At 68.5% G+C, this 21,705-nt stretch carries 26 protein-coding genes and 1 pseudogene; 17 read left to right on the top strand and 10 right to left on the bottom strand.

The genetic code is table 11. The features are described 5' to 3' along the window. Positions 1–2: 2 nt before the first annotated feature. Both A5750_RS12020 and A5750_RS12015 read right to left on the bottom strand, forming a co-directional pair. Positions 3–1,565, bottom strand: a complete 1,563-nt coding sequence (locus tag A5750_RS12020; protein ID WP_067263041.1) for an NAD(P)/FAD-dependent oxidoreductase — start codon at positions 1,563–1,565, stop codon at positions 3–5. A gap of 62 nt (positions 1,566–1,627) precedes the next feature. Then, positions 1,628–2,248: a TetR/AcrR family transcriptional regulator gene (locus A5750_RS12015; protein ID WP_067263038.1), complete on the bottom strand. Its 621-nt coding sequence runs from the start codon at positions 2,246–2,248 to the stop codon at positions 1,628–1,630. A 70-nt stretch (positions 2,249–2,318) separates the two neighbouring features. Here A5750_RS12015 and A5750_RS12010 point away from each other — a divergent pair, with 70 nt between their 5' ends. Then, on the top strand, positions 2,319–2,804 hold the full coding sequence (locus A5750_RS12010; RefSeq protein ID WP_066953482.1) for a DUF2834 domain-containing protein: 486 nt from the start codon (positions 2,319–2,321) through the stop codon (positions 2,802–2,804). On the opposite strand, the gene A5750_RS12005 is transcribed toward A5750_RS12010, so the two are convergent. Then, positions 2,801–3,121: a helix-turn-helix domain-containing protein gene (locus tag A5750_RS12005; protein WP_231989177.1), complete on the bottom strand. Its 321-nt coding sequence runs from the start codon at positions 3,119–3,121 to the stop codon at positions 2,801–2,803. The genes A5750_RS12010 and A5750_RS12005 overlap by 4 nt on opposite strands. 40 nt (positions 3,122–3,161) lie before the next feature. Here A5750_RS12005 and A5750_RS12000 point away from each other — a divergent pair, with 40 nt between their 5' ends. Beyond that, on the top strand, positions 3,162–3,737 hold the full coding sequence (locus tag A5750_RS12000) for a carboxymuconolactone decarboxylase family protein (protein WP_066953486.1): 576 nt from the start codon (positions 3,162–3,164) through the stop codon (positions 3,735–3,737). On the opposite strand, the gene A5750_RS11995 is transcribed toward A5750_RS12000, so the two are convergent. Beyond that, a complete protein-coding gene (locus tag A5750_RS11995) occupies positions 3,724–4,293 on the bottom strand; it encodes a class I SAM-dependent methyltransferase (RefSeq protein ID WP_066953488.1) in 570 nt (189 codons plus the stop codon). The genes A5750_RS12000 and A5750_RS11995 overlap by 14 nt on opposite strands. A gap of 55 nt (positions 4,294–4,348) precedes the next feature. On the opposite strand from A5750_RS11995, the gene A5750_RS11990 reads away from it, so the two are divergent. Then, a complete protein-coding gene (locus A5750_RS11990) occupies positions 4,349–5,095 on the top strand; it encodes a helix-turn-helix transcriptional regulator (RefSeq protein ID WP_066953490.1) in 747 nt (248 codons plus the stop codon). Here the strand turns inward: A5750_RS11990 and serS are convergent, their stop codons facing one another. Beyond that, positions 5,096–6,355: a serine--tRNA ligase gene (gene serS, locus A5750_RS11985; protein WP_067263035.1), complete on the bottom strand. Its 1,260-nt coding sequence runs from the start codon at positions 6,353–6,355 to the stop codon at positions 5,096–5,098. It lies immediately after the preceding gene. A gap of 112 nt (positions 6,356–6,467) precedes the next feature. Between serS and A5750_RS11980 the strand changes: the two genes are divergently transcribed. The 3 genes and pseudogenes from A5750_RS11980 to A5750_RS11970 all read left to right on the top strand — a co-directional run bounded on the left by A5750_RS11980 (position 6,468) and on the right by A5750_RS11970 (position 8,461). Beyond that, positions 6,468–7,841 carry a septum formation family protein gene (locus tag A5750_RS11980; protein WP_067263032.1) on the top strand — a complete coding sequence of 458 codons (1,374 nt, stop codon included), beginning with the start codon at positions 6,468–6,470 and terminating at the stop codon, positions 7,839–7,841. Positions 7,842–7,845: 4 nt separating this feature from the next. Further along, positions 7,846–8,273: pseudogene (locus A5750_RS11975) on the top strand (metallopeptidase family protein). After that, on the top strand, positions 8,270–8,461 hold the full coding sequence (locus A5750_RS11970) for a hypothetical protein (protein WP_067263026.1): 192 nt from the start codon (positions 8,270–8,272) through the stop codon (positions 8,459–8,461). Before A5750_RS11975 ends, A5750_RS11970 begins: the two are co-directional and overlap by 4 nt. A gap of 7 nt (positions 8,462–8,468) precedes the next feature. Here the strand turns inward: A5750_RS11970 and A5750_RS11965 are convergent, their stop codons facing one another. Both A5750_RS11965 and pheA read right to left on the bottom strand, forming a co-directional pair. After that, complete coding sequence (locus A5750_RS11965; RefSeq protein ID WP_066953501.1) at positions 8,469–9,155, bottom strand: histidine phosphatase family protein; 687 nt, start codon at positions 9,153–9,155, stop codon at positions 8,469–8,471. After that, positions 9,152–10,102, bottom strand: coding sequence for a prephenate dehydratase (pheA, locus tag A5750_RS11960; protein ID WP_067263024.1), 951 nt, complete (start codon positions 10,100–10,102; stop codon positions 9,152–9,154). The genes A5750_RS11965 and pheA overlap by 4 nt, the downstream gene beginning before the upstream one ends. 90 nt (positions 10,103–10,192) lie before the next feature. On the opposite strand from pheA, the gene A5750_RS11955 reads away from it, so the two are divergent. Both A5750_RS11955 and A5750_RS11950 read left to right on the top strand, forming a co-directional pair. Next, the gene (locus tag A5750_RS11955; protein WP_067263022.1) at positions 10,193–10,996 is read left to right on the top strand and encodes a DUF2470 domain-containing protein; all 804 of its coding nucleotides are present in this window, start codon (positions 10,193–10,195) and stop codon (positions 10,994–10,996) included. A gap of 45 nt (positions 10,997–11,041) precedes the next feature. Continuing rightward, entirely contained in the window at positions 11,042–12,226 is a 1,185-nt protein-coding gene (locus A5750_RS11950; RefSeq protein WP_067263019.1) for an LCP family protein, read from the top strand. Here A5750_RS11950 and A5750_RS11945 read toward each other — a convergent pair. Both A5750_RS11945 and A5750_RS11940 read right to left on the bottom strand, forming a co-directional pair. Further along, on the bottom strand, positions 12,223–13,038 hold the full coding sequence (locus A5750_RS11945) for a glycerophosphodiester phosphodiesterase (RefSeq protein WP_066953509.1): 816 nt from the start codon (positions 13,036–13,038) through the stop codon (positions 12,223–12,225). The two genes, A5750_RS11950 and A5750_RS11945, sit on opposite strands and share 4 nt — an antisense overlap. Beyond that, entirely contained in the window at positions 13,035–14,075 is a 1,041-nt protein-coding gene (locus A5750_RS11940; protein WP_082948313.1) for a DUF4328 domain-containing protein, read from the bottom strand. The genes A5750_RS11945 and A5750_RS11940 overlap by 4 nt, the downstream gene beginning before the upstream one ends. 436 nt (positions 14,076–14,511) lie before the next feature. Here A5750_RS11940 and A5750_RS26095 point away from each other — a divergent pair, with 436 nt between their 5' ends. The 9 genes from A5750_RS26095 to rraA all read left to right on the top strand — a co-directional run bounded on the left by A5750_RS26095 (position 14,512) and on the right by rraA (position 20,194). Further along, positions 14,512–14,667: a hypothetical protein gene (locus A5750_RS26095; protein ID WP_167385587.1), complete on the top strand. Its 156-nt coding sequence runs from the start codon at positions 14,512–14,514 to the stop codon at positions 14,665–14,667. A 146-nt stretch (positions 14,668–14,813) separates the two neighbouring features. After that, a complete protein-coding gene (locus A5750_RS11935; RefSeq protein WP_066953511.1) occupies positions 14,814–15,437 on the top strand; it encodes a superoxide dismutase in 624 nt (207 codons plus the stop codon). Positions 15,438–15,631: 194 nt separating this feature from the next. Continuing rightward, complete coding sequence (locus tag A5750_RS11930) at positions 15,632–16,165, top strand: peptidase (protein ID WP_066953512.1); 534 nt, start codon at positions 15,632–15,634, stop codon at positions 16,163–16,165. 588 nt (positions 16,166–16,753) lie between these two features. Next, on the top strand, positions 16,754–17,152 hold the full coding sequence (locus A5750_RS11925) for a helix-turn-helix transcriptional regulator (RefSeq protein WP_066953513.1): 399 nt from the start codon (positions 16,754–16,756) through the stop codon (positions 17,150–17,152). A 135-nt stretch (positions 17,153–17,287) separates the two neighbouring features. Continuing rightward, positions 17,288–17,944 carry a DUF6474 family protein gene (locus A5750_RS11920; RefSeq protein ID WP_066953514.1) on the top strand — a complete coding sequence of 219 codons (657 nt, stop codon included), beginning with the start codon at positions 17,288–17,290 and terminating at the stop codon, positions 17,942–17,944. 7 nt (positions 17,945–17,951) lie between these two features. Then, complete coding sequence (locus tag A5750_RS11915) at positions 17,952–18,647, top strand: YcnI family protein (protein WP_066953515.1); 696 nt, start codon at positions 17,952–17,954, stop codon at positions 18,645–18,647. Next, complete coding sequence (locus A5750_RS11910; RefSeq protein WP_067263016.1) at positions 18,644–19,144, top strand: copper resistance CopC family protein; 501 nt, start codon at positions 18,644–18,646, stop codon at positions 19,142–19,144. The genes A5750_RS11915 and A5750_RS11910 overlap by 4 nt, the downstream gene beginning before the upstream one ends. 97 nt (positions 19,145–19,241) lie before the next feature. Next, positions 19,242–19,685: a nucleoid-structuring protein H-NS gene (locus A5750_RS11905; RefSeq protein ID WP_067263013.1), complete on the top strand. Its 444-nt coding sequence runs from the start codon at positions 19,242–19,244 to the stop codon at positions 19,683–19,685. A gap of 29 nt (positions 19,686–19,714) precedes the next feature. Next, positions 19,715–20,194 (top strand): ribonuclease E activity regulator RraA, encoded by a 480-nt coding sequence (rraA, locus tag A5750_RS11900; protein WP_067263009.1) that lies wholly within the window; start codon positions 19,715–19,717, stop codon positions 20,192–20,194. Here rraA and A5750_RS11895 read toward each other — a convergent pair. After that, positions 20,191–21,660, bottom strand: a complete 1,470-nt coding sequence (locus A5750_RS11895) for an NAD(P)/FAD-dependent oxidoreductase (RefSeq protein WP_067263006.1) — start codon at positions 21,658–21,660, stop codon at positions 20,191–20,193. The two genes, rraA and A5750_RS11895, sit on opposite strands and share 4 nt — an antisense overlap. Positions 21,661–21,705: the final 45 nt, after the last annotated feature.

The following is a 21,705-nucleotide window of genomic DNA, read 5'->3' as shown; positions in this document are numbered from 1 at the left end:
CCCTAGGTGGCGCGCTCGGCGAGCGCCTGCCGGGCCGCGTTGTACCCGGGGATGAACGTGATGCCGGGTCCGCCGTGACAGCCCGCGCTGCCCAGGTACAGACCCTCGATCGGAATCGGCTGACCCCGAAATCCCTTCGGGCCGGGCCGGTTCGGCCCGATCTGGTTCGGGTTGAGCAGTCCGTGGCAGTAGTCGCCGCCGGGCGCGCCGAACATCACGCCCATGTGCTTGGGCGTGAAGGTGGTGTGCCGGATGATGCTGCGTTCGAAGTTGGGCGCCAACCGGGTGATCTTGTCGATCACCCGCTGGCCCATTTCGACCTTCGCGTCGCCATAGTCGGCACCACCCTCGATCGGGAACCACAACGCGAACGCCGACGCGGCGTGTTTGCCCGCGGGTGCCAGGTCCGGGTCGTTCTGCGTGGGTATCTGCAACACCACCGTCGGGTCGGCCGGGACGATGCCGCGCCGGCAATCCTCCCACTGCTGCTGCACCTCCTCCGGCGTGCAGAACAGGCCTATCGACGCCTGCATCGCGGGGTCGTTGAGCGCCTCGTAGGGTGCGGCGAATTCCGGCGCTTCCTCGAGCGCGAAGTGCATCTGCAGGTAACTGCCGCGGTGATCGGTGCGGGCATACCGCTCCCGGATGTCGCCGGGCAGCAGGGCCGGGTCGATCAGGTCGTTGAGGGTGGTGTCGGGCGCGATGCCGGAGACGACGATCGGGGCCGTCAACGTCTCGCCGCCCTCGGTGCGCACCCCCCTCACCCGCCCGTCCTCGACGAGGATCTCGGTCACCTTGGTCCGCAGCCGGACCTCGCCGCCGTGGCTCTCAAGCAGCTCACCCAAGTGGGAGGTGAGCGCCCCAATGCCGCCGCGCAGCTTCTTCATCTGCATGGTGTCGCCGTCGGGGACGCCCAGCCCGAACGCCAGCGCGGCCGCGCTGCCCGGCGTGGCGGGTCCGCGATAGAGGGTGTTGACGGCGAGCACGGTCATCGAGCCGCGCAGCGCGCCGTGCTTCTCGCGATCCGGAAGGTAGCGGTCCAGCACGTCGGTGACCGAACCGAACAGCATGTCGTCGATGGCCGACCGTTCGAATTCGTTTGTCGCGCAGGCATACATCTCGTCGTAGGTCTTGGGCTCCGTTCCGGCTTCGAAGCGGCCCAGCGCCCGGGTGGGCGCCTGGCTCCAGGCCATCAGCCCCGCCATCCCGTTGACGGCGTCCGCCCCGTGCACCTCGTTGAGGTGGGTGAACAACTTGATGGGGTCGCTGTACTGGATCAGCGGATCGTCACCGACGCCGCGCACCGCAACCGACATCACGTCCAGGTCGATCGTCGGCAGGGTGTCCAGGCCGAGCTCGTCGACCACCACCTTCGAAGTGGGAAATTGCACGGAGCCCGCGATCTCGAACCGGTACCCGTCGAAAAGCTCCACGGTGGAAGCCATCCCGCCGGCGTACAGCTTGGAATCCAGACACACCGTCCGCAGTCCGGCCTTCTGCAGCAGCACCGCCGCGGCCAGACCGTTGTGCCCGGCACCGATAACTATCGCGTCATATTCAGTCATGTCCTGCCCTCCAGCAATGGAGGCTGGCACGGTCGCAAAGTTTTGTCAATTATGACGAAACTTTATCCCGTCTCGGCGACCCAGGCGTCGGCGATGCCGGCCCTCAGCGATTCCAGCGCCGCGTGGCACATCCGCGCCAGCTCGCCCAGCGACCGATCCTCGCCCAGCATCCAGAACTCCATCGCGCCGAAAACTCCCGCCGCGATGCACCGTGCGATCACCGCCGCGCGCAACCGCCCATCCAGCGTCCCGCTCGCCGCGCAGCTACGCCGGTGCAGCTGCGCCTGAATGACGCCGGCGAAGTCGGCCTCGACTTCCTGCATGTGCCGAACGATGCGGCCGGGATCAAGCTCCCCACCCCGCAACGCGGCTATTTTGGTGACGGCCTCAACGTCATACGGGAACGAGAAGACGGCCGATTGCACCGAGTCGATGATCGGCTCATCGGCGGGCCGGGCATCTAGCGCGGCACGAAACCAGTTCAGTCCGGTGTAGTCGGCAAACAACAGATCGTGCTTGGACTTGAAATGGCGATAGAAGGTCCGAAGCGAGACCCCGGCGTCCGCCGCGATCTGCTCGGCCGAGGTCTCTTCGACACCCTGGGCCAGGAATCGCACCAGGGCGGCCTGGATCAACGCCTCCCGGGTGCGCTCGCTGCGCACCGTCTGCGCCGGCCGGACCATGCAAGTACGGTACCTCAGCCATCTTTTGTCAGTATTGACAAAACTTCGGCTCTGGGGTGAGACTGCGGCCATGGTCTCGCTTCTTGTGCATGCAGTTCTCGGGCTCAGTGTCATCGGCTGGATCGTCGCCTCGAACTCGAAGGTCTTCGCCCGGCCCGCCGGCGGGCCGTTGTTTTCCCCGCTCGAATGCGTGTATTACGTCGTCGGCATCGCTTCGGTCGCGCTGGGCTGGTATTTCAACGTCACCTACGTCCAGCAGTACTCGCACGGCTCCACCAATCCGCTGTGGGGCGAGCACGGGAGCTGGGCCGAATACATCAAGCTGATGTTCACCAATCCGGCCGCGGACTCCGCCAGCCAGGACTACACGATCGCGAATGTGATTCTGTTGCCGCTGTTTACGATCGTGGACGGCTACCGCCGTGGGCTCAAGCACCCGTGGCTGTACTTCGTCTCCAGCCTCTTCACCAGCTTCGCGTTCGCGTTCGCGTTCTACTTCGCCACCATGGAGCGGCAGCGCCGGCACGAGCAATCCCGCGAGACGGTCGACGCCTAGTTTCCGTCCGCCCAGCGCCGGGCCCACTGGTCGAGGGGATCGAGCGCCTCGCCCAGCGACCGGCCGACCTCGCTGAGCTCGTAAGACTGGTCGTCGCGCTGGACGACCAGGCCCGCGCCCGACAGTTCGCCGAGACGGTCATACAAGACGCTGGGAGACATCCCGTCGCAGCGCTCCCGCAACGACCTCGCCCCCAACGGACCGTCGCGAAGCTCCCACAGGATCCGCAGCGACCAGCGCCGCCCGAGGAGATCGAGGGCCGCCATGAGCGGCCGCCCGGTCGTCGACCCCCGCACGGGGCGCCCCGGTCGAGCCACCGATTGACGTTTCGGATTCCGTAACGTAGCTTTCTTGTCCATGGTTACGGAAATAGTAACGCCTCGCATCGACGCCCTCGACCCGCCGTACGACGCCGCGGTGGCGGCCCTACTGCAGAAGATGATGCCGCCGGACGTGCCGCCCATCGCCCTGTTTCGCGTCGTGGTGCGCAACATGCCGATGGCCGAGGCCATGACGCTCTGGGGCGGTTACGAGCTGAGCCGCGCGTTGTCGCTGTCCCTTCGCGACCGCGAGATCGTGATCGACCGCACCTGCGCTCGCTGCGACTGCGAGTACGAATGGGGCGTGCACGTCGCGTTTTTCGCGGACAAGGCCCGTCTGGATCGCGCGCAGGTCCACTCCCTGACCCACGGCGGAGCCGACGATCCGTGCTGGACGGCCGAGCGAGATCGCCTACTCGTCCGCGCCGTGGATTCGCTCTACGACCGTCGAGACATCGACGATGCCCTCTGGACGGCGCTGCGCGCCGAATTCGACGAAAGCCAGATCCTCGACCTCACGATGCTGTGCGGCTGGTATCACGCGATCAGTTTCACCGCGCGTTCCGCCCGGGTCCCGCTCGAGGCGGGCAGCCCTACTTTCAGGTCGGTTTGACGGCGCGCCACCGTTGCCGCCCACCTAAGGGGTGGATCTGGACATCGGCGAATCCCGCGTTGCGCAACCGCGCGCCCAGATCATCGGGCGCGATCGGGTTGTAGGTGTCGGCGATGTGCAGCAGCCGGAAGGACAGCGACGGGACACCGTCGCTGCCGGCGAACACCCCGCCCGGCCGCAGCACCCGGAACGCCTCCGCGAAGAGCCGGTCCTGCAATTCGGCGCTGGGCACGTGGTGCAGCATGGTGAAGCACACCACCGAGGTGAAGTGATCGGCGGGCAGCCCGGTGTCCGCGCCGTCGCCGTGGATGATGCGGGCCCGATCGCCGTAGCGGCGCTCAAGGCGGTCGGCCATCGCGGCGTCGACCTCGACGGCGGTGAGCGAATCGGCCCTGTCCAGCAGGGCGCGCGTCGTCGCCCCGTATCCCGGGCCGATTTCCAAAGTCCGCGAACCCAATTCGACGCCGTCCAACGCCCAGGGCAACAGCTGCCCCGCCACCGCCTTCTCCCAGGCCGCCGAGTTACACCGCCGCCGGTGCAGAAGATTCATTCCCATAACCGCGACGTTAGGCGCACCAGAGGACGGCGCACTTCCGATATCCTGCCGACTTATGTCGGAAATCAGCCATCACGGGCCGGCGACATCATCGCTGGCGCTGCCGCCGGGGGCCCGGATCGATCGGCATCGGCATCCCTTGCACCAAGTGGTCTACCCGTCCTCAGGCGCGGTCTCGGTCACCACCCCGGCCGGCACCTGGATCACGCCGGCGAACCGGGCGATCTGGATCCCGGCGGGCTGCTGGCACGAACATAAATTCCACGGCCCCACGCAGTTTCACGGCGTCGCATTGGATCCCCGTCGCTATCGCCGCGGGCCGGCGGCCCCCGCCGTGCTGGCGGTCAACCCGTTGATGCGGGAACTCATCATCGCGTGTTCGCAGACTGATCGGACCGACAGCGACGAGCACCACCGGATGCTGGCCGTACTGCACGATCAGTTGCGGGCGACCAGTGCCGGCGAGCCGCTGTGGATTCCCACGCCCGTCGACGGCAGGCTGCGCGAAGCGTGCGCGTTGATCGCCGACAACCTGGCCGCGCCGTTAACGCTGCCGCAGATCGGCCGGCGGATCGGCGTCAGCCAACGCACCCTGACCCGACTGTTCAGCGACGAGCTGGCGATGACCTTTCCGCAATGGCGCACCCAGCTCCGCCTGCAGCGCGCCTTGGTGCTGCTCGCCGAGCGGCACGACGTCACGTCGGTGGCAGCCGAATGCGGTTGGGCCACAACAAGTGCCTTCATCGACACCTACCGGCGCGCCTTCGGTCACACCCCGGGCCGGCTGACGAAGGCGCGCTAGCTAGCTGATCGGCTCGAGCAGCTCGGTGCCGACGAAGGGCACCAGCGCGTCGGGCACGCGCACGCTGCCGTCGGCCTGCTGGTGGTTCTCCAGGATCGCCACCAGCCACCGGGTGGTGCCCAGCGTGCCGTTGAGGGTGGCCGCGGTCTGCGGCTTGCCGTTGTCGTCGCGGTAGCGCGTCGCGAGCCGGCGCGCCTGGAAGGTGGTGCAGTTGGACGTCGAGGTCAGCTCGCGGTAGGTGCCCTGCGTGGGAACCCATGCCTCGCAGTCGAATTTGCGGGCGGCCGAGGACCCGAGATCCCCTGCCGCGACGTCGATCACCCGATACGGCACCTCGATCTGGGCCAGCATCTCGCGCTGCCAGCCCAGCAGCCGTTCGTGTTCGGCCTCGGCTTCGGCGGGCGTGCAGTAGACGAAGCCTTCGACCTTGTCGAACTGATGCACCCGGATGATGCCCCGGGTGTCCTTGCCGTAGCTGCCGGCCTCCCGCCGGAAGCACGACGACCACCCCGCGTAGCGCAGCGGTCCGCCGGACAGGTCCAGGATCTCGTCGGCGTGGTAGCCGGCCAGCGGCACCTCGGAGGTGCCGACCAGGTAGAGGTCGTCGGCCTCGACCCGGTAGATCTCGTCGGCGTGGGAGCCCAGGAACCCGGTGCCGGCCATCACCTCGGGGCGCACGAGCACCGGCGGGATCATCGGGATGAAGCCGTTGTCGACGGCCAGGCGCAGCGCGAGCTGCAGCAGCCCGAGCTGCAACAGGGCGCCCCGTCCGGTCAGGAAGTAGAAGCGCGAGCCGGATACCTTGGCGCCGCGTTGCATGTCGATCAGCCCCAGCGACTCGCCGAGCTCGAGGTGGTCCTTCGGGTCTTGCAGCTGAGCGGGCTCGCCCACCACCTCCAGCACGCGGTATTGGTCCTCCCCACCGGCAGGCACCCCGTCGATGACGACGTTGGAGATCGTCATGTGTGCGGCGGTGAACGCCGCCTCGGCCTCGGCTTGCTCGGTCTCGGCGGCCTTCACCTGCTCGGCCAACTCCTTGGCGCGCGCCAGCTTGGCGGGGCGCTCCTCGGGGGACGCGGCGCCGACGCTCTTGCTGGCCGACTTCTGTTCGGCGCGCAACGCATCGGCCGACGAGATCGCCGCCCGGCGGGCGGCATCGGCCGCCAGCAGCGTGTCGACCAAGGTGGGATCCTCGCCCCGGCTGGTCTGTGACCGGCGTACGACGTCGGGGTTTTCGCGGAGCAGCTTGAGGTCGATCACGGCCCTGAGACTACTTTCACCGGCACTGCACACTGCGCGGTGCACCCACCCCGCCAGGTCCCAGGACTCACATCCGTAACTTTTGTCACACTCCACAGCCGCTCCTGTCAGAATGGAGCCGATGTCGCCAGCGCCCGAGACGGACCTTCCGGAAGCCCCGGAGTCCGATGCCCCCTCCGCCGAGCCGGAACAGCCGCAACCCGGCTTCCGGTGGCCACGCAGTCTGCAGGCCCAGGCGACTCGGCGCGCCCTGTTGCTGACCGCGCTGGGCGGCCTGTTGATCGCCGGGCTGGTCACCGCGCTGCCGGTAAGCGGCACCGGCGCGGGGCGGCTGTCCGGTTATCTCGACGGCAACCCGGTGCCCACCACCGGGAGCAAGAGCGACGCCGCCTTCAACAAGGCCTCCAGCGGTGACTGCCTGATCTGGCCGGACGCCACCCCGGAGTCGGCGAAGATCGTCAACTGCGCCGACGCCCACAAGTTCGAAGTCGCCGAATCCATTGACATGCGGACGTTCCCGGGCGCCGAGTACGGCCCCAACGCCGCTCCCCCCTCGCCCGCCCGCATTCAGCAGATCACCCAGGAGCAGTGCGAGTCCGCCGTGCGCAACTACCTGGGCCCCAAGTTCGATCCCAACAGCAAGTTCACCGTCAGCCTGCTGTGGCCCGGCGACCGGGCGTGGCGCCAGTCCGGCGAGCGCCGCATGTTGTGCGGGCTCCAGCTGCCCGGCCCCAACAACCAGCAACAAGCCTTCAAGGGCAAGGTCGCCGAGGTTGACCAGTCCAAGGTCTGGCCGGCCGGCACCTGCCTGGGCATCGACTCGACGACCAACCAGCCGGTCGATGCGCCGGTCGAGTGTGCGGCGCCGCACGCGATGGAGGTGACCGGCACGGTCAACCTGGCCGAGAAGTTCCCCGGCGCGCTGCCCGCGGAGCCCGACCAGGACGGGTACATCAAGGATCTGTGCACCAAGATGACGGACGCCTACCTGGCGCCGGTCAAGCTGCGCACCACCACCCTGACGCTGATCTATCCCACCGTGCCCTTGGCCAGCTGGACGGCCGGCAGCCGCGAAGTCGCCTGCAGCATCGGCGCGACCTTGGGCAACGGCGGCTGGGCCACCCTGGTCAACAGCGCAAAGGGCCAGCTGCTCATCAACGGTCAGCCGCCGGTGCCGCCGCCCGACATTCCCGAAGAGCGGCTCACCATGCCGCCGATACCGCTCCAGGTGCCGGCCCAGGCTCCGCAGAGCCAGGCCAGCGCGCCCCCGGAGATCCCGCCAAACAATCAGCACCTCCCGGGTCAGCAGCCGGCGGTAGCGCCCCAGGCGCCCGCCTCGGACACCCCGGCTCCCCAGGCACCGCAGCCCCCACCCCCGGCGGACGCCGGGGCGCCGCCGCAGGCCCCGCCACCGGCGGACGGCGGGGCGCCACCGCCGGCCAACCCGGCGCCGGAGGCGCCGCCCGCGCCGCCAGCCGGGGGCTAGCCGCGTGCCCGCGCGGATGGATCCCCAGCGGTTCGACGAACTGGTGTCCGACGCGCTCGACCTGATCCCGCCTCAGCTGGCGGCGGCGATGGACAACGTTGTGGTGCTGGTCGACGACCGCCACCCCGAGGACGGCGGACTGCTCGGGCTGTACGAAGGGGTCGCCCTCACCGAGCGCGACTCGGACTACGCCGGATCGCTGCCCGACGCCATCACCATCTACCGCGAGGCGCTGCTGGACGTCTGCGATTCCGAGGACGACGTCGTCGAGGAGGTGGCGATCACGGTGATCCACGAGGTCGCCCACCACTTCGGCATCGACGACGACCGGCTGGAAGAACTGGGCTGGACCTGACGGCCTGTCAGCCGCGCCGGATTTATGGGCGCGGCATCCCGGATTTGTCCGCCACCGGTGCTATGAACGGGTTATGAGTGCTGACTGCCGCGACTGCCGGGCAGGCTTAGATCACTGTCACGGCACCATCATTCGCCATTCCCTGCGCCGCTCGGAGTGCACGGAGCCGGATTGCTTCAGCCCTGAGCTGTTGCCGCACGCCTTCGTGATCGACTGCGACGCCATCGGCTGCGAGTGCTTCGAAGCGGTCGCGCTGGCCGTTTGACCGGCCGTCAGCCCATCGGGTCGGTGCTCGAGTGCACCGCGTCCGCGACGGGACTGGCCTCGGGCTCGGGGTAGAACGGCGGCGTCAGGGTCCCCCATCGCACGCAGCTCCACCGCCCGTCGGTGATCGGGGCCAACACCACCGATTCGGCGTTGTCCAGGTGGTTGTCCAGCGCGAAGCCGGCATCCACGCCCGCTAACACGGCGGCGGCCAGTCGAATCGCCGCACCATGGCTCACGACGACGATGTCGCCCGTCCAGTCGTGGTCGTCGAGGTAGCGCAGGCGCAGGTCGGTGAGCACCGGCACGTAGCGACCCAACACGTCGTTGCCGGTTTCTCCGCCGGGCAACGGAACGTCGAGATCACCGTGATGCCACTGCTCGTAGATCGCGTTGAATTCCGCGACCGCGTCGTCGTCGTTGCGGTTTTCCAGGCCACCGACCTGGACCTCGTGAATGCCGCTCACTTCGACGGCGGCCATCTCGAGCTCGCCGCCGATGACACCGGCCGTCTGCGACGCGCGGATCGCCACCGAGTGCGCCAGCAGCCCGGGCCGTCCCGCACCGCGCGCAAAGGCGCGGGCTTGGTCGCGGCCCAGCGGCGTCAGCTCCGCCCCCGGCGGCCGGGTGTCCAGCCTGCGTTCGACGTTGCCGTACGACTGGCCGTGTCGCAAAAGCACCAGCCGGCCGGTCACAGCTCGATTCCCCCGGCCGCCGTTTCCGGTTTTCCTTCTCGTAGCCGCGCCAGCCAGCGGGCCGCCTCGTCGGCCGGTGGCGGCAACACCCCGGCGGGCGAGCCGGTCGGCCAAGATCCCAGGTATCGCACATCGGCACAACGACGGTGCAGCGCTTTAAGTGCCTCGGCGACGGCGTCGTCGTCGATGTGGCCCACGCAGTCGGCGAAGAAGACATAGGTGCCCAGCGCGGTACGGGTCGGCCGAGATTCGATCCGCGTCAGGTCGATGCCGCGGATTCCGAATTCGGTGAGCGCGCCCAACAAGGCACCCGGGGCATTGTCGATCCGTAAAACCACCGCCGTCCGGTCCGCCCCGGTGCGGGGCGTCGGCGGGCCTGGCAGGCCCACCAGGAGGAAGCGCGTGCGGGCGTTGGGCTCGTCGACCACCCCCTCGGCCAGCGCGGCAAGGCCCCAGCGGGTAGCGGCCAGGGGCGAGGTCACCGCGGCGTCGGCCTGTCCCTCGGCCACCTGCCGCGCAGCGTCGGCATTGGAATACGCCGGCCGGGGCTCGGCCTCGGGCAGGTTGGCTGCGACCCACCGCCGCACCTGCGCCGCTGCCACGGGGAAGGCCGCCAGGCTGCGCACGTCGGCGGCGGTGCGGCCGGGTTTGACGACGATCGTGAACGCGACATCCAGGGTTGTCTCGGCGAAGACTTGCAGGGGCGAACCGATGGCCAAGCTGTCGAGCGTGGGCGTCACCGACCCGTCGATCGAGTTCTCGATCGGGACGCAGGCGTATTCGGCGCCGCCGTCGCGCACCGCGTCCAGCGCCGCGGCGGTGCTGTCGATGGGCAGTCGCCGGACCTCGTCGGGCCCCTGTCCTGGGACCGGACCGGCGGCCGTGATCTGCAACAGCGCCGCTTCGGTGAACGTCCCTTCCGGGCCGAGATAAGCGATGCGGACCACGCCCCAACCCTAGCGGCGACCGCCGCCAAACCGCTCTTGCGGCGCCTCGCCATCTAAGTTAACTTAGGCTTACCTAATCTAAGGAGAACGGTGTTATCCCTGACCTGCCCCGCCCCGACGACGGCCGAACGTATCCGCAGCGCCTGTGTCCGAGCCGGCGGCGCGCTCCTGGCACTGGAGTCCGCGCCCGCGCGCCAGGACCCCGTCGTGACGCCCGTGCATCACCTGCTGCCCGACGGGTCGTTCGCGCTGGCGATCCCCAGTGAGCGCGAAGACCGACCGGAGGGCGCCGTCGCCGGATCGCAGGCGCTCCTGGAGTTGACCGACTACGCACCCCTTCCGCTGCGGGAGCCGGTGCGCTCGCTGGTGTGGGTGCGCGGGCAGTTGCACGAATTCCACCCGGCCGAGGTCGCCGAGACGGTCGACCTGATCGCCGCCGAGTGGCCGCACCCCGCATTGCTTCAGGTCGACACCCCGCGGTGCGTGCCGTCCGACGGGCAGGAAGCTCGCTACACCCTGGTCCGGCTGGAGGTCGCATCCGTCGTCGTCACCGACGCCACCGGCGCCGAGCCCGTCAGCGTGGCGGATCTCCTGGCGGCCCGGCCCGACCCGTTCTGCGAGATCGAGTCGAACCTGCTGTGGCATCTGGACACCGCGCACAGCGACGTCGTTGCGCGGCTGGTGTCCCGGTTGCCCGCGCCGTTGCGCCGGGGGCAGGTGCGCCCGCTCGGATTAGATCGCTACGGCGTGCGGTTCCGCGTCGAAGGCAAGGACCGCGACCACGACGTCCGGCTGCCGTTCCACAAGCCCGTGGACGACATGACCGGGCTGAGCCACGCCATCCGCGTGCTGATGGGGTGCCCGTTCATCAACGGCCTGCGCGCCCGCCCGTAGTCCAACCCGTCGTGTCCGGCGGCCCCGGCCGCGTACGTTAACCGGGTGAATGGCGATCGACCACCGCACCGGCCCGAACCGCGCACCGAGCCGTCACCGGTGATTCGCCGCGGGGCCCCCCGGCCGGCACCGGCCGAACAGACCACGCCGCTGCGTCGGCCAACACCGCCGCCTCCACCCCCGCCGCCTCGCACCGTCGAACCGTCGCGCCCCCGTCAACCGCCCGGACCTCCGCCGCGGCCCACCGCCGCGCGCACGCGCCGCAGCCGTGGCTGGCGCCGCTGGATACGAGCGGTCGCGTCGGCCCTGGTGATCGGCGTGCTGCTGGCCGGCATCGGCGTCGTCTGCGGCGCAGTCTGGTTCGACAGCAGGCTGCACCGCGACGAGATCCTGGCCGACTACCCGGGACGCCCCGCGCATGGCCGCGGGACGAACTGGTTGCTCGTCGGCTCGGATAGCCGCCAGGGGCTCAGCCCCGAACAGCAGGAGGACCTCGCCACCGGCGGCGACATCGGCAGCAGCCGCACCGACACCATCCTGCTGGTACACCTGCCCGAGCTGTGGTCCGGCGGCCGGGTGACGATGGTGTCGATACCGCGCGACTCCTACGTCCCGATCCGCGGCCACGGCAAGGACAAGATCAACGCCGCCTTCGCGATGGGCGGGGCACCCCTGCTGGCGCAGACGCTGGAGCAGGCCACCGGGCTGCGCCTCGACCACTACGCGGAGATCGGATTCGGCGGATTCGCCGGCCTGGTCGACGCGTTGGGCGGGGTGACGGTATGCCCGACGACGCCGCTCAGCGACCCTTTGGCCGGCATCGACCTGCCGGCCGGTTGCCAAAAACTCAACGGCCGCAACGCCCTCGGGTACGTCAGGACGCGTGACACCCCCCGGGCGGATCTGGACCGGATGGTCAATCAGCGGCAGTTCGTCGCGGCGCTGCTGCACGCCGCCGCCAGCCCCGCGGTGTGGCTCAACCCCTGGCGCTGGTACTCCGTGCCGCACGCACTCGCCGACGCCCTGACCGTCGACCGCGACGACCACGTGTGGGACCTGGCCCGCCTCGGCTGGGGGCTGCACGGCTCGCCCACCACCATGACCGTCCCGATCGGGGAGTTCACCAGCGGTGACGCCGGATCGGTGGTGGTGTGGAACCACGACGAGGCCAGCCGGCTGTTCGAGGCGCTGGCGGCGGACGCCCCGGTGCCCACCGCTCCGCCGGACTAACCGCCCGCGCGGCCGTTCTCCAGATACGCCTTCGTGCGACCCGGGTGGTGGGTGGCAAGCCAGGCCACCCCGACGTCGCGGCAGAAGTCGAGGTCTTCGTACTCGTCGACGTTCCAGCAGTACACCGCCCGGCCCTGGGCGATCGCGCGGTCCGCGAGCTGGGGATATTCCTTCAACGTCGCCAGCGACGGGCCGACGGCGGTGGCACCGACGGCCGTGGCCGCGCCACTGGTCAGGTAGCGCGCGGTCTTGCCGAGCAGCACGGTCGGAAGCAGCGGCGCGGCTCGCCGGATGCGCCAGACCGCGGCCGCCGAGAACGACATCACCACCGCGCGAGACCGGTCGGCGGAGGCGGGCGCGGCGATGCCGAACCGCTGCAGCAGCGCGAGCAGCTTGGTCTCCACCAGCGAGCCGTACCGCACCGGGTGCTTGGTCTCGATGAAGAGCTTCACCGGCCGATGCCAGTCCAGAACGAGGGAAACCAGGGCGTCCAGCGTCAACAAACTCGTATCGCCGTGCGTGCCGTCTTCGCGCCAGCTGTCGTGCCACGCGCCGTACTCGAGCTCACGCAGCTCGGCGAGGGTCATGGTGCTGACCAGGCCGGCCCCGGTCGAGGTCCGGTCCAGCCGGCGGTCGTGTACGCACACCAGGTGGCCGTCGCGGGTCAGGCGCACGTCGCATTCCACGCCGTCGGCGCCCTCTTTGAGGGCGAGGTCGTAGGCGGCCAGCGTGTGTTCGGGTCGCGCGGCTGACGCGCCGCGGTGGGCCACCACAAAGGGGTGCCCGGCGAGCACCTCCTCGGCCCACGTCATACGCCTAATGCTGCCGCTTCCTGACCCTCGAGCTCAACCGGACGTGCTGCTGGCGCGTCCGCAACGACGACCCAGCGGTGCGCGGGGCGTTCGACCGGTTTGCGCTCGAACCCCTCGAAGACCCTGGCGGCCGCGGCGACCGTGAGCGCCGCGATCAGGTAAGCGAAAACCATCGTGATGGTGTTATTGGCGATGCCTTGGGCGTCCCTGGCGAAGCTGGTGATCATGGCGAAGACGGAGGCCAGGTAGCTGGCGACCCAGGCAATCCACCACTCGACGATCGGTCGGCGTATCCGGGTGTAGTGCTCTTCCAGGATCGCCAGCTCGATGACGTAGACCGGCGCCCACAGCAGGTTGGCCAAGGGCACTACACACCCGGCCCACAATGCCCGGGTGGACCGCGGCTCCGGCAGGCCGTGATGGGCGAACACGGCGGCGCGCCGCGCGATGAGCCAGCGGATCAGCACCGCGCCGGAGGTGAACACCGCCGCGATCGCGCTCACGCTGGCCAGGATGCCGAGCCAGTCCGCCCCGGCGGCGACCCACGAGTTCAGGAGGGTGTTCCGGTTGACGACCAGCAGGACGTAGCGCACGACATAGACGAGGGCGGCGACGCCGAGGACGAGCACGCTCACGAACAGCGTGGTGCGGATCATCGCTGCCGATGGCGCAGCGTGCGCGGGCTTTTCGAGTGCGGCCGGGGCTTGCCCGACGCGGTCGTCCAAGCCCCAGCGCGGCATCACTGCATAACGCGGGGTGGGGCCGAGGGGACGTCTTGCGTGCCGGGTGGGCGGCGCGGCGCCGGGACGCACCGCTATCCAGCGAAAGCCCGGTGGTAGCCGTGGCGGGGTGCGCTGCCAGCCCCGAGCCGCGGACGGTCGGCTCGGCGCCGCGGCGGTGGGTGCGCTCCACCCCGGACCGGGGGCCGGCGCATCCGACAGGGGCGCCATCAGTGCGCCCTGACAACGGGGACACCACGCACGTTGCCGCTCGCGCACGTTCCACCGAGTGCCGCATTGGGAGCACACCTGGATCACCGGACTAGCGTAACCGCGCGCCGATGCGCGCCGCGGGACACTCAGCGATGGCCGGAGTGGGGCCGGTCGGCTATCTACTCAGCCATTACGGCCTATCCACAGTTTCCACAGGTTTATCCACATGGCTTTAGTGGGTAAGGGAAGCGTTACTACAGCTTCACCCGTTGGCCGTGGCACCACTGTGGATAACAACGCGGTCACGGAGGCATGCCATCGACAGCCCAAAACCTCGTGTGAGCGAAATGGATTGCCTTGCTAAGCATCGCGCGGTGGGCTGCAGGTCGCGCCGCCGGTCCGGCCTTCCCGCGGTCGCCCTCAACACGCAGCTCAGCCCATCATTTTCCAAGCCCGCCCGGAAGCGCTATGATCGCCTTCGCGCAAAATGTTTGTGACTCACCTCACTACCGCGAGGTGAGGAGCGGGTGAAAGGCGATTAATGGCCACGCATTCGTTCGGTCCGGGATCACCGGCCCCCTCGAAGTCGTACTCCGGCTCGCCCGCGTGGAATCACAGTTACAGCGTCGCCGCATTGCGCGCCGGGCTGATCGCACTGGCGCTGCTGGCGGTTCTCGCCCTCATCGTTCTGTCTTGAACCCACGCTGAGCGGGTATCCGCCTTCGGAGCTCATAGCGGTCTTTCTTGCGGTCCGCGCAGTCATGGAGCAGGGTTGTCTACGGCTGGCCGCCGCGTGGTAGGCCCGCGAATGAGCGTAAGAAGACAACCGAAGGAAGGAACGCCGTGGCTGAATACACCCTGCCCGATCTGGACTGGGACTACGCAGCGTTGGAACCGCACATCTCGGGTCAGATCAACGAGATCCATCACAGTAAGCACCACGCCACGTACGTCAAAGGCGTGAACGACGCCGTTGCCAAACTGGAAGAGGCACGCGCCAATGACGACCACGCCGCGATCTTCCTGAACGAAAAGAACCTGGCGTTCCACCTCGGCGGCCACGTGAACCACTCGATCTGGTGGAAGAACCTGTCGCCGGACGGCGGCGACAAGCCGACCGGGGAGCTGGCCGCCGCGATCGATGACGCCTTCGGGTCGTTCGACAAATTCCGCGCCCAGTTCAGCGCGGCCGCCAATGGCCTCCAGGGTTCGGGCTGGGCAGTGCTGGGATACGACACGCTCGGCAGCAGGCTGCTCACCTTCCAGCTCTACGACCAGCAGGCCAACGTCCCCCTCGGCATCATTCCCCTGCTGCAGGTCGACATGTGGGAGCACGCCTTCTACCTGCAGTACAAGAACGTCAAGGCGGACTACGTCAAGGCATTCTGGAACGTCGTCAACTGGGCCGACGTGCAGAAGCGCTACGAAGCCGCGACGTCGAAAACCGGCGGGTTGATCTTCGGCTGAGTCCATCTCGATCGCAGGGGCGTCGCGCGGTTTGCGCGGCGCCCCTGCCGTTTGTCCGGCCGCGAACCGGGCATTCCGAAAACATGTGCGCCACTGGCCGTGTCGGGTTGCACGGCGCCGGACCCGCGGGCATGCTGAATTACTCGAGCTACCAGTGTGGTTGATCGGACGGAGGCGTCGCGCGGAGGTCGAAAATGGAGACTGGGTCTGACCGCCCGATAGGGGTTTCCCCTTTCCATGCTCGTGGTGCCCTGAAAGGGTTCGTGATCTCCGGGCGTTGGCCCGATTCGACCAAAGAGTGGGCCCAGTTGCTCATGGTCGCGGTCAGGGTCGCGTCATTACCCGGATTGCTTTCCACCACAACGGTTTTCGGGGCCCGCGAGGAGTTGCCCGAGGAACCCGAGCCGGGCACCGTCGGCCTGGTGCTCGCCGAGGGCACGGTCTTCGGTGATTCGCCGATTCAGCCAGGCTATTTCGCCGACCATCAGCCCCCCGCGCTCCTGATGTTGCACCCGCCCTCGGAGACCACCCCGTCGCTGCCGGAGTGCAGCGGGGCGGCCTCGGGATGCGTCCTGCTCCCCGGGTTGCCATACCTGGGACTCGAGCATCGGGCCGCCTGGGTGGAAGCGGAAGCCGACGGCACCATCACCTCCATGGTGAGCCGCGTCGGCGTCGACCCCATCAGTCATCCTGATACCGCAATTCTGGCGATGCTGCTTGCGGCATGAGCAATTGGCCCGGCGCTCGAATCGGAAAAGCGGACTAGCGAACTCGATCGCGTTACTTCTCCAGCCGGCCATCGTTCGAGTACCGGCGGACAGCGCACCCCCGTCCACTCCCGGGCTCCACGCCGGCGGCTCGCCCCAACGGTGCGCGGCAGGCCTGGCCGAGGACGGGTTTGCCGACGGCCAACGGACCATTTTTCGTATTTCGGATAGGTCCACGAGCGGCGTTTTCCGGCCTCGGAGCACATCCGGCAGCAAATAAGGCGTTAAGCGAACATAAATTGCTGCCCGGTTGCAGTGCGACCGCCCAGCACGTTCCCATCCTACCCCTCGCCGCTCCCGGGGAGGTCACCCCGCCACCTAGGCCCCGGAGCCGAATTCTGCGGATAACCTGTGAGTTTCGCTGATTTAGTGGACACCCCAGCGAATCAGTTAGACGCTCGTCAAGTGTGGCATCGGCACGCCCCAGCTACGCCTGGACCCCAACCGCGGGGGTTTGCACCTAGTTAGGGGAACCAACCCTCGCTACCATGATCAGCAAATACACCTAGGTAATAGTTCACTTCTACAGCCAAGTGGAGGTCATATCCAATGAGCACGACGTTCGCTGCTCGCCTGAACCGCCTGTTCGACACGGTGTATCCCCCGGGACGGGGGCCGCACACCTCCGCGGAAGTGATCGCGGCGCTCAAGGCGGAGGGCATCACGATGTCGGCTCCCTACCTGTCGCAGTTGCGTTCGGGGAACCGCACCAACCCGTCGTCGGCGACAATGGCCGCATTGGCCAACTTCTTCCGCATCAAGCCGGCCTACTTCACCGACGACGAGTACTACGAGAAGCTCGATCAGGAGTTGTCGTTCCTGGCGACCATGCGCGACGACGGCGTGCGTCGCATTGCCGTGCGCGCCTCCGAGTTGTCCCCCGAGGCCCAACACGAGGTCATGCAGCGGGTCAACGAGCTGCGCCGCGCGGAGCACCTGGACGTCTAGCGGACGCCCGGGCTGGCAACCGGTTGGCCGGGGCCGACCTGGAGGGCTTGCGCCCGCCCATTCCGATTAGGGTTGGCTCACGGATCGCGCACGCGCGAAAGCGATAGCCACGAGAAACCGGGGAGGCGGCCGGGAATGGCCCTGTTCCGCAAGCGAAAGAGTCGCGCGACGCGTCGCGCCGAAGCCCGTGCGATCAAGGCCCGCGCGAAGCTGGAGGCCAAGCTCGCCGCCCGAAACGAGACTCGCCGGTACAAGGCCGCCCACCGGGCGGAGGCCAAGGCGCTCAGGGCGCAGATCAAGGCCCAACGGGACAGCGACCGGAACGCCCTGAAGGTGGCCGAGACCCAACTCAAAGCGGCGCGCGAGGGCAAGATCTTCTCGCCGACGCGGATCCGCCGGGCACTCACGGTGTCCCGGCTGGTCGCGCCGATCCTCACTCCGGTCGTCTACCGCGCCGCCGTCTCGGCCCGCGCGCTGATCGACCAGCGCCGCGCGGACCAACTCGGGATACCGCTGGCCCAGATCGGGCAGTTCTCCGGTCACGGCGCGCAGCTGTCCGCCCGGATCGCCGGAGCTGAGAAGTCCCTGCGGACCGTGCAGGAAAAGAAGCCGAAGGACGCCGAGACCAAGCAGTTCGTGTCGGCCATCACCGAGCGGCTGACCGATCTGTCCGCGGCCGTCACCGCCGCCGAGAACATGCCGGCCGCGCGGCGCCGGGCGGCCCACGCCGCGATCTCATCGCAGCTCGACGGCATCGAGGCGGACCTGATGGCCCGGCTCGGGTTGAGCTGACCAACGAATGTGGCTGCCCGGCATCTCGACCCGCGCGCGGCGGACGGCGCGCCTCCCCATCGCCGTGGTGGCTGTTCTCGGTCTCTATCTCGGCTCGGCGGCGCAACTCCCGGCGGCCTGGGCGCACGTCCACGCCAGCAGCGACAGTGCGGTGCGCGGCGCCATGGCGATCGTCACCTTCCAGGTGCCCAACGAATCGAACACGGGCGCGGTAACCACCGGGCTGAGCGTCGCCCTGCCCAACGTGGCCTCGGCGCGCACCGAGAGCATGCCGGGCTGGACGACCAAGCTCGACCGCGACGCGGCATCGGGTGCGGTGCACTCGGTCACGTGGACGGCCGCGCCGGGCGCCGGCATCGGGGTGGACCAATTCGCCCTGTTCCGGATTTCGGTGAAGTTGCCCGACGCAGAGACCGTCAGCTTCCCGGCCACACAGACCTATTCCGACGGCACCGTCGTGAAGTGGGACCAGCCGCCGCAGCCCGGTGGCGGTGAGCCGGAATACCCGGTCCCCACGCTGACACTTGCCGCGGGACCGATAGCGTCCCACGGCCATCACCCGCCTTCGATGGCACCGGCCGACCAGGCGGCCGCGCCGCCACCGCCGAGATCCGCGGACAACACCGCCCGGGTGCTGGGCGGTGCCGCCCTGGTGGTGGCCGCGCTGGGTATCTGCCTTGCGCTGATCCGCCGACGGGCATGAGGCGGTTGGCGATCGCCGCGTGCGTCGGTGCCCTGTTGGTGATCGCACCGTTGACGGCGCCGGTCGCGTCGGCGCACGCAGCCCGGGTAGCCACCGATCCGGCGGACAACGCGGTTCTCGCGACGGGTCCCGGGCGGGTGAGCGCCACCTTCAACGAACAGCTGCAGACCACGTTCGCGGCCATGACCGTCATCGGGCCCGACGGCAACGTGTGGTCCACCGGCGACCCGACGGTGCGTGGCGCGGTGGTCGGCATCGACCTTCGGCCGCTGGGACCGGCCGGCGTCTACACGGTGAACTACCGGGTCACCTCCGCGGACGGCCACGTGGTCTCCGGATCCTGGTCGTTTCGGCTGAGCGTGCCGGGCACGGGCACGCCGGGACCCCCGGCGGGTGGCGGCCCCGCCGGCGGCGATGTCCCGGTCTGGCCGTTCGTCGTGGTGGCGGCGGTGCTTGTCGCCGGGGGCGCCCTGTGGGCGGTGCGGCGCAGACCGTGACCGGCGGCCGAGGCGCCCGCGCTCGTGCTGGCATGATGGGTTCGAAGAACCCGCGTGGGCTAGATAACTACTGAAAGATTGCTCAAGGAGCGGCCGCATGGCAGACCCGCAGGATCCACCCGGCAGCGAACCCGACGGCGCGTCGACCCCGCCGCCGGAAAAGAAGCCTCCGGCCAAGGCCGCGAAGAAGGTAGCGAAAGCACCCGCCAAGAAGGCGCCCGCGAAGAAGGCGCCCGCCAAAAAGGCGCCAGCGAAGAAGGCACCGGCGAAGAAGGCTCCCGCAAAGGCCGCCGAGCCGCCGGCAAAGGCCGCCGAGCCGCCGCTAGAGGTGCGGCAACGAATCGAAACCAACGGCGACCTCGCGGCCGCCGCCAAAGACGCAGCGGCGCAAGCGAAATCCACTGTGGACGCCGCCAATGACCCGGTTTCTCCGAACGCTCCGGCGGCGGCGGCACTGACCCAGTCCCCGCTCCCGTTGATCGTCGCCCTGGCCGTCAGCCTCCTGGCGATCCTGTTGATCCGGCAGCTGCGCCGCCGCTGACCGCCGCCGTAGCCGCTACCGTGTCAGACGTGACCGTGTCATTCCAGCCGACCGCCGACCTGGTGGACGACATCGGACCGGACGTACGCAGCTGCGACGTCCAGTTCCGCCAGTTCGGCGGCCGCGCCCAATTCGCCGGACCCATCAGCACGGTGCGCTGCTTCGAAGACAACGCGTTGCTGAAATCGGTGCTCTCGCAGCCGAGTGCGGGCGGGATACTGGTCATCGACGGCGGCGGCTCCCTGCACGCGGCCCTGGTCGGCGATGTGATCGCCGAGCTGGCCCGCTCCAACGGCTGGGCCGGGATCGTCGTCAATGGCGCGGTGCGCGACGCCGCCGCGCTGCGCGGACTCGACATCGGCATCAAGGCGCTGGGCACCAACCCCCGTAAGAGCACCAAGTCCGGCGCCGGCGAGCGCGACGTCGAGGTCACGCTGGGCGGGGTGAGGTTCGTCCCGGGCGAGATCGCCTACTGCGACGACGACGGCATCGTCGTCGTCGAGCCCTAAACCGCTACCGGCGCACGCTGTTTCGCGAAGCGCAGGCCCTCATCGGCAACCTTGCCGCGCCGGATCGTGCGCATGTCGAACAAGTAGTTCTGCTTGAGCCGCCACGGTGCGCGCGACCCTGACTTGGGCAGCATGTCCATCGCCCGCTGGAAATAGCCGGGGCTGAAGTCCATGAAAGGCAGCTCGTCGACGTCAGGGCCGGGATGCTGCGGCTCCACGAAGTCAAAACCGTTGTCGTCCATGTAGTTCAGCAACCGGCAGACGAATTCGGAGACCAGGTCGGCCTTCAGCGTCCATGACGCGTTGGTGTAGCCGAAGGTGATTGCGAAGTTCGGGACGCCGGAGAACATCAGGCCCTTGTAGGTCATCAACGACGTCAGCTCGATCGGCTGACCGTTCCGGGTGGGCCGCACCCCACCGAGCAACTGCATGTTCAAACCCGTTGCGGTGACGATGATGTCGGCTTTCAGCTCCTCACCCGAGGTGAGCCTGATTCCGGTCTTGGTGAACCGGTCGATGGTGTCGGTGACGACGTCCGCCTTGCCGTGCCGGATGGTCCGGAAGAAATCGCCGTCGGGCGCCAGGCACAGCCGCTGGTCCCATACGTTGTACCGGGGCCCGAAGTGCTTCTCGACGTCGTAGCCCTGCGGCAGGCGGCGCTTGGCCATCGTCATCAACGTCTTGCGCATGTAGGCCGGACGCTTCCGGGACAGCTGGTACTGGAAGGTGCTGAACGCGATGGCTTTCCAACGATTGGCGATGTGCGCCAAGCGGTCCGGTAACCACTGGTTGAACCGCACGGCGAAGGGGTCGACCCCGGGCAGCGAGCCGATATAAGTGGGCGAGCGCTGCAGCATCGTGACGTGGCCGGAGCCCGAGTTCACCAGGGCCGGGATCAGCGTGATCGCGGTGGCGCCCGACCCGATCACGACGATCTTCTTGCCCGTGTATTCGAGGTCCTCCGGCCAGTGCTGCGGATGGACGATCCGGCCCTCGAAGTCGTCGGCGCCGGGGAAGGTGGGCGAGTATCCCTCGTCGTAGTTGTAGTAGCCCGTGCAGGCGAAGAGGAAGGAGCAGGTGAGCTCTCGCTGCTGGCCGTCGGACTCGACGGTCAGGGTCCAGCGGTTGTCGGCGTCCGACCAATCGGCGGCGAGGACGCGCTGACGGTAACGGATGTGCCGGTCGATCTTGTTCTCGACCGCCGCCTCCTTGATGTAGGCCTTGATGTCGGGGCCGTCTGCGATCGATTTCGCCGACCGCCACGGCTTGAACCGGAAGCCCAGGGTGAACATGTCCGAGTCCGACCGGATGCCCGGGTACTTGAACAGGTCCCAGGTGCCGCCCAGGTCCTCACGGCGTTCGAGGATCGCGTAGCTCTTGGTCGGGCAGCGCTCCTGCAGGTGCCACGCCGCGCTGATGCCCGAGATGCCGGCGCCCACGATGATCACGTCAAGGTGCTCAGTCATGGGGCCACATTATCAACGGCCTGTCGACGCAGTCAACAGGGTGTT

This window comes from Mycobacterium sp. 852002-51613_SCH5001154 (assembly GCF_001667425.1).
Taxonomy (GTDB): domain Bacteria; phylum Actinomycetota; class Actinomycetes; order Mycobacteriales; family Mycobacteriaceae; genus Mycobacterium.
Note: the sequence above shows the minus strand (reverse complement) of the source record. Positions and strands in the feature narration are given on the sequence as shown.

Excerpts from the sequence above, each read along its gene's own strand:
- A5750_RS11895 (WP_067263006.1), bottom strand. The coding sequence starts at position 21,660 with ATGACTGAGCACCTTGACGTGATCATCGTGGGCGCCGGCATCTCGGGC.
- A5750_RS11910 (WP_067263016.1), top strand. The coding sequence starts at position 18,644 with ATGAGGCGGTTGGCGATCGCCGCGTGCGTCGGTGCCCTGTTGGTGATC.
- A5750_RS11995 (WP_066953488.1), bottom strand. The coding sequence starts at position 4,293 with ATGGGAATGAATCTTCTGCACCGGCGGCGGTGTAACTCGGCGGCCTGG.
- A5750_RS11905 (WP_067263013.1), top strand. The coding sequence starts at position 19,242 with ATGGCAGACCCGCAGGATCCACCCGGCAGCGAACCCGACGGCGCGTCG.
- A5750_RS11970 (WP_067263026.1), top strand. The coding sequence starts at position 8,270 with ATGAGTGCTGACTGCCGCGACTGCCGGGCAGGCTTAGATCACTGTCAC.
- A5750_RS11930 (WP_066953512.1), top strand. The coding sequence starts at position 15,632 with ATGGAGACTGGGTCTGACCGCCCGATAGGGGTTTCCCCTTTCCATGCT.
- A5750_RS11980 (WP_067263032.1), top strand. The coding sequence starts at position 6,468 with ATGGAGCCGATGTCGCCAGCGCCCGAGACGGACCTTCCGGAAGCCCCG.
- A5750_RS11925 (WP_066953513.1), top strand. The coding sequence starts at position 16,754 with ATGAGCACGACGTTCGCTGCTCGCCTGAACCGCCTGTTCGACACGGTG.
- A5750_RS12010 (WP_066953482.1), top strand. The coding sequence starts at position 2,319 with ATGGTCTCGCTTCTTGTGCATGCAGTTCTCGGGCTCAGTGTCATCGGC.
- A5750_RS11990 (WP_066953490.1), top strand. The coding sequence starts at position 4,349 with ATGTCGGAAATCAGCCATCACGGGCCGGCGACATCATCGCTGGCGCTG.
- A5750_RS11920 (WP_066953514.1), top strand. The coding sequence starts at position 17,288 with ATGGCCCTGTTCCGCAAGCGAAAGAGTCGCGCGACGCGTCGCGCCGAA.
- A5750_RS11915 (WP_066953515.1), top strand. The coding sequence starts at position 17,952 with ATGTGGCTGCCCGGCATCTCGACCCGCGCGCGGCGGACGGCGCGCCTC.
- A5750_RS12000 (WP_066953486.1), top strand. The coding sequence starts at position 3,162 with ATGGTTACGGAAATAGTAACGCCTCGCATCGACGCCCTCGACCCGCCG.
- A5750_RS12020 (WP_067263041.1), bottom strand. The coding sequence starts at position 1,565 with ATGACTGAATATGACGCGATAGTTATCGGTGCCGGGCACAACGGTCTG.
- A5750_RS11945 (WP_066953509.1), bottom strand. The coding sequence starts at position 13,038 with ATGACGTGGGCCGAGGAGGTGCTCGCCGGGCACCCCTTTGTGGTGGCC.
- A5750_RS12015 (WP_067263038.1), bottom strand. The coding sequence starts at position 2,248 with ATGGTCCGGCCGGCGCAGACGGTGCGCAGCGAGCGCACCCGGGAGGCG.
- A5750_RS26095 (WP_167385587.1), top strand. The coding sequence starts at position 14,512 with ATGGCCACGCATTCGTTCGGTCCGGGATCACCGGCCCCCTCGAAGTCG.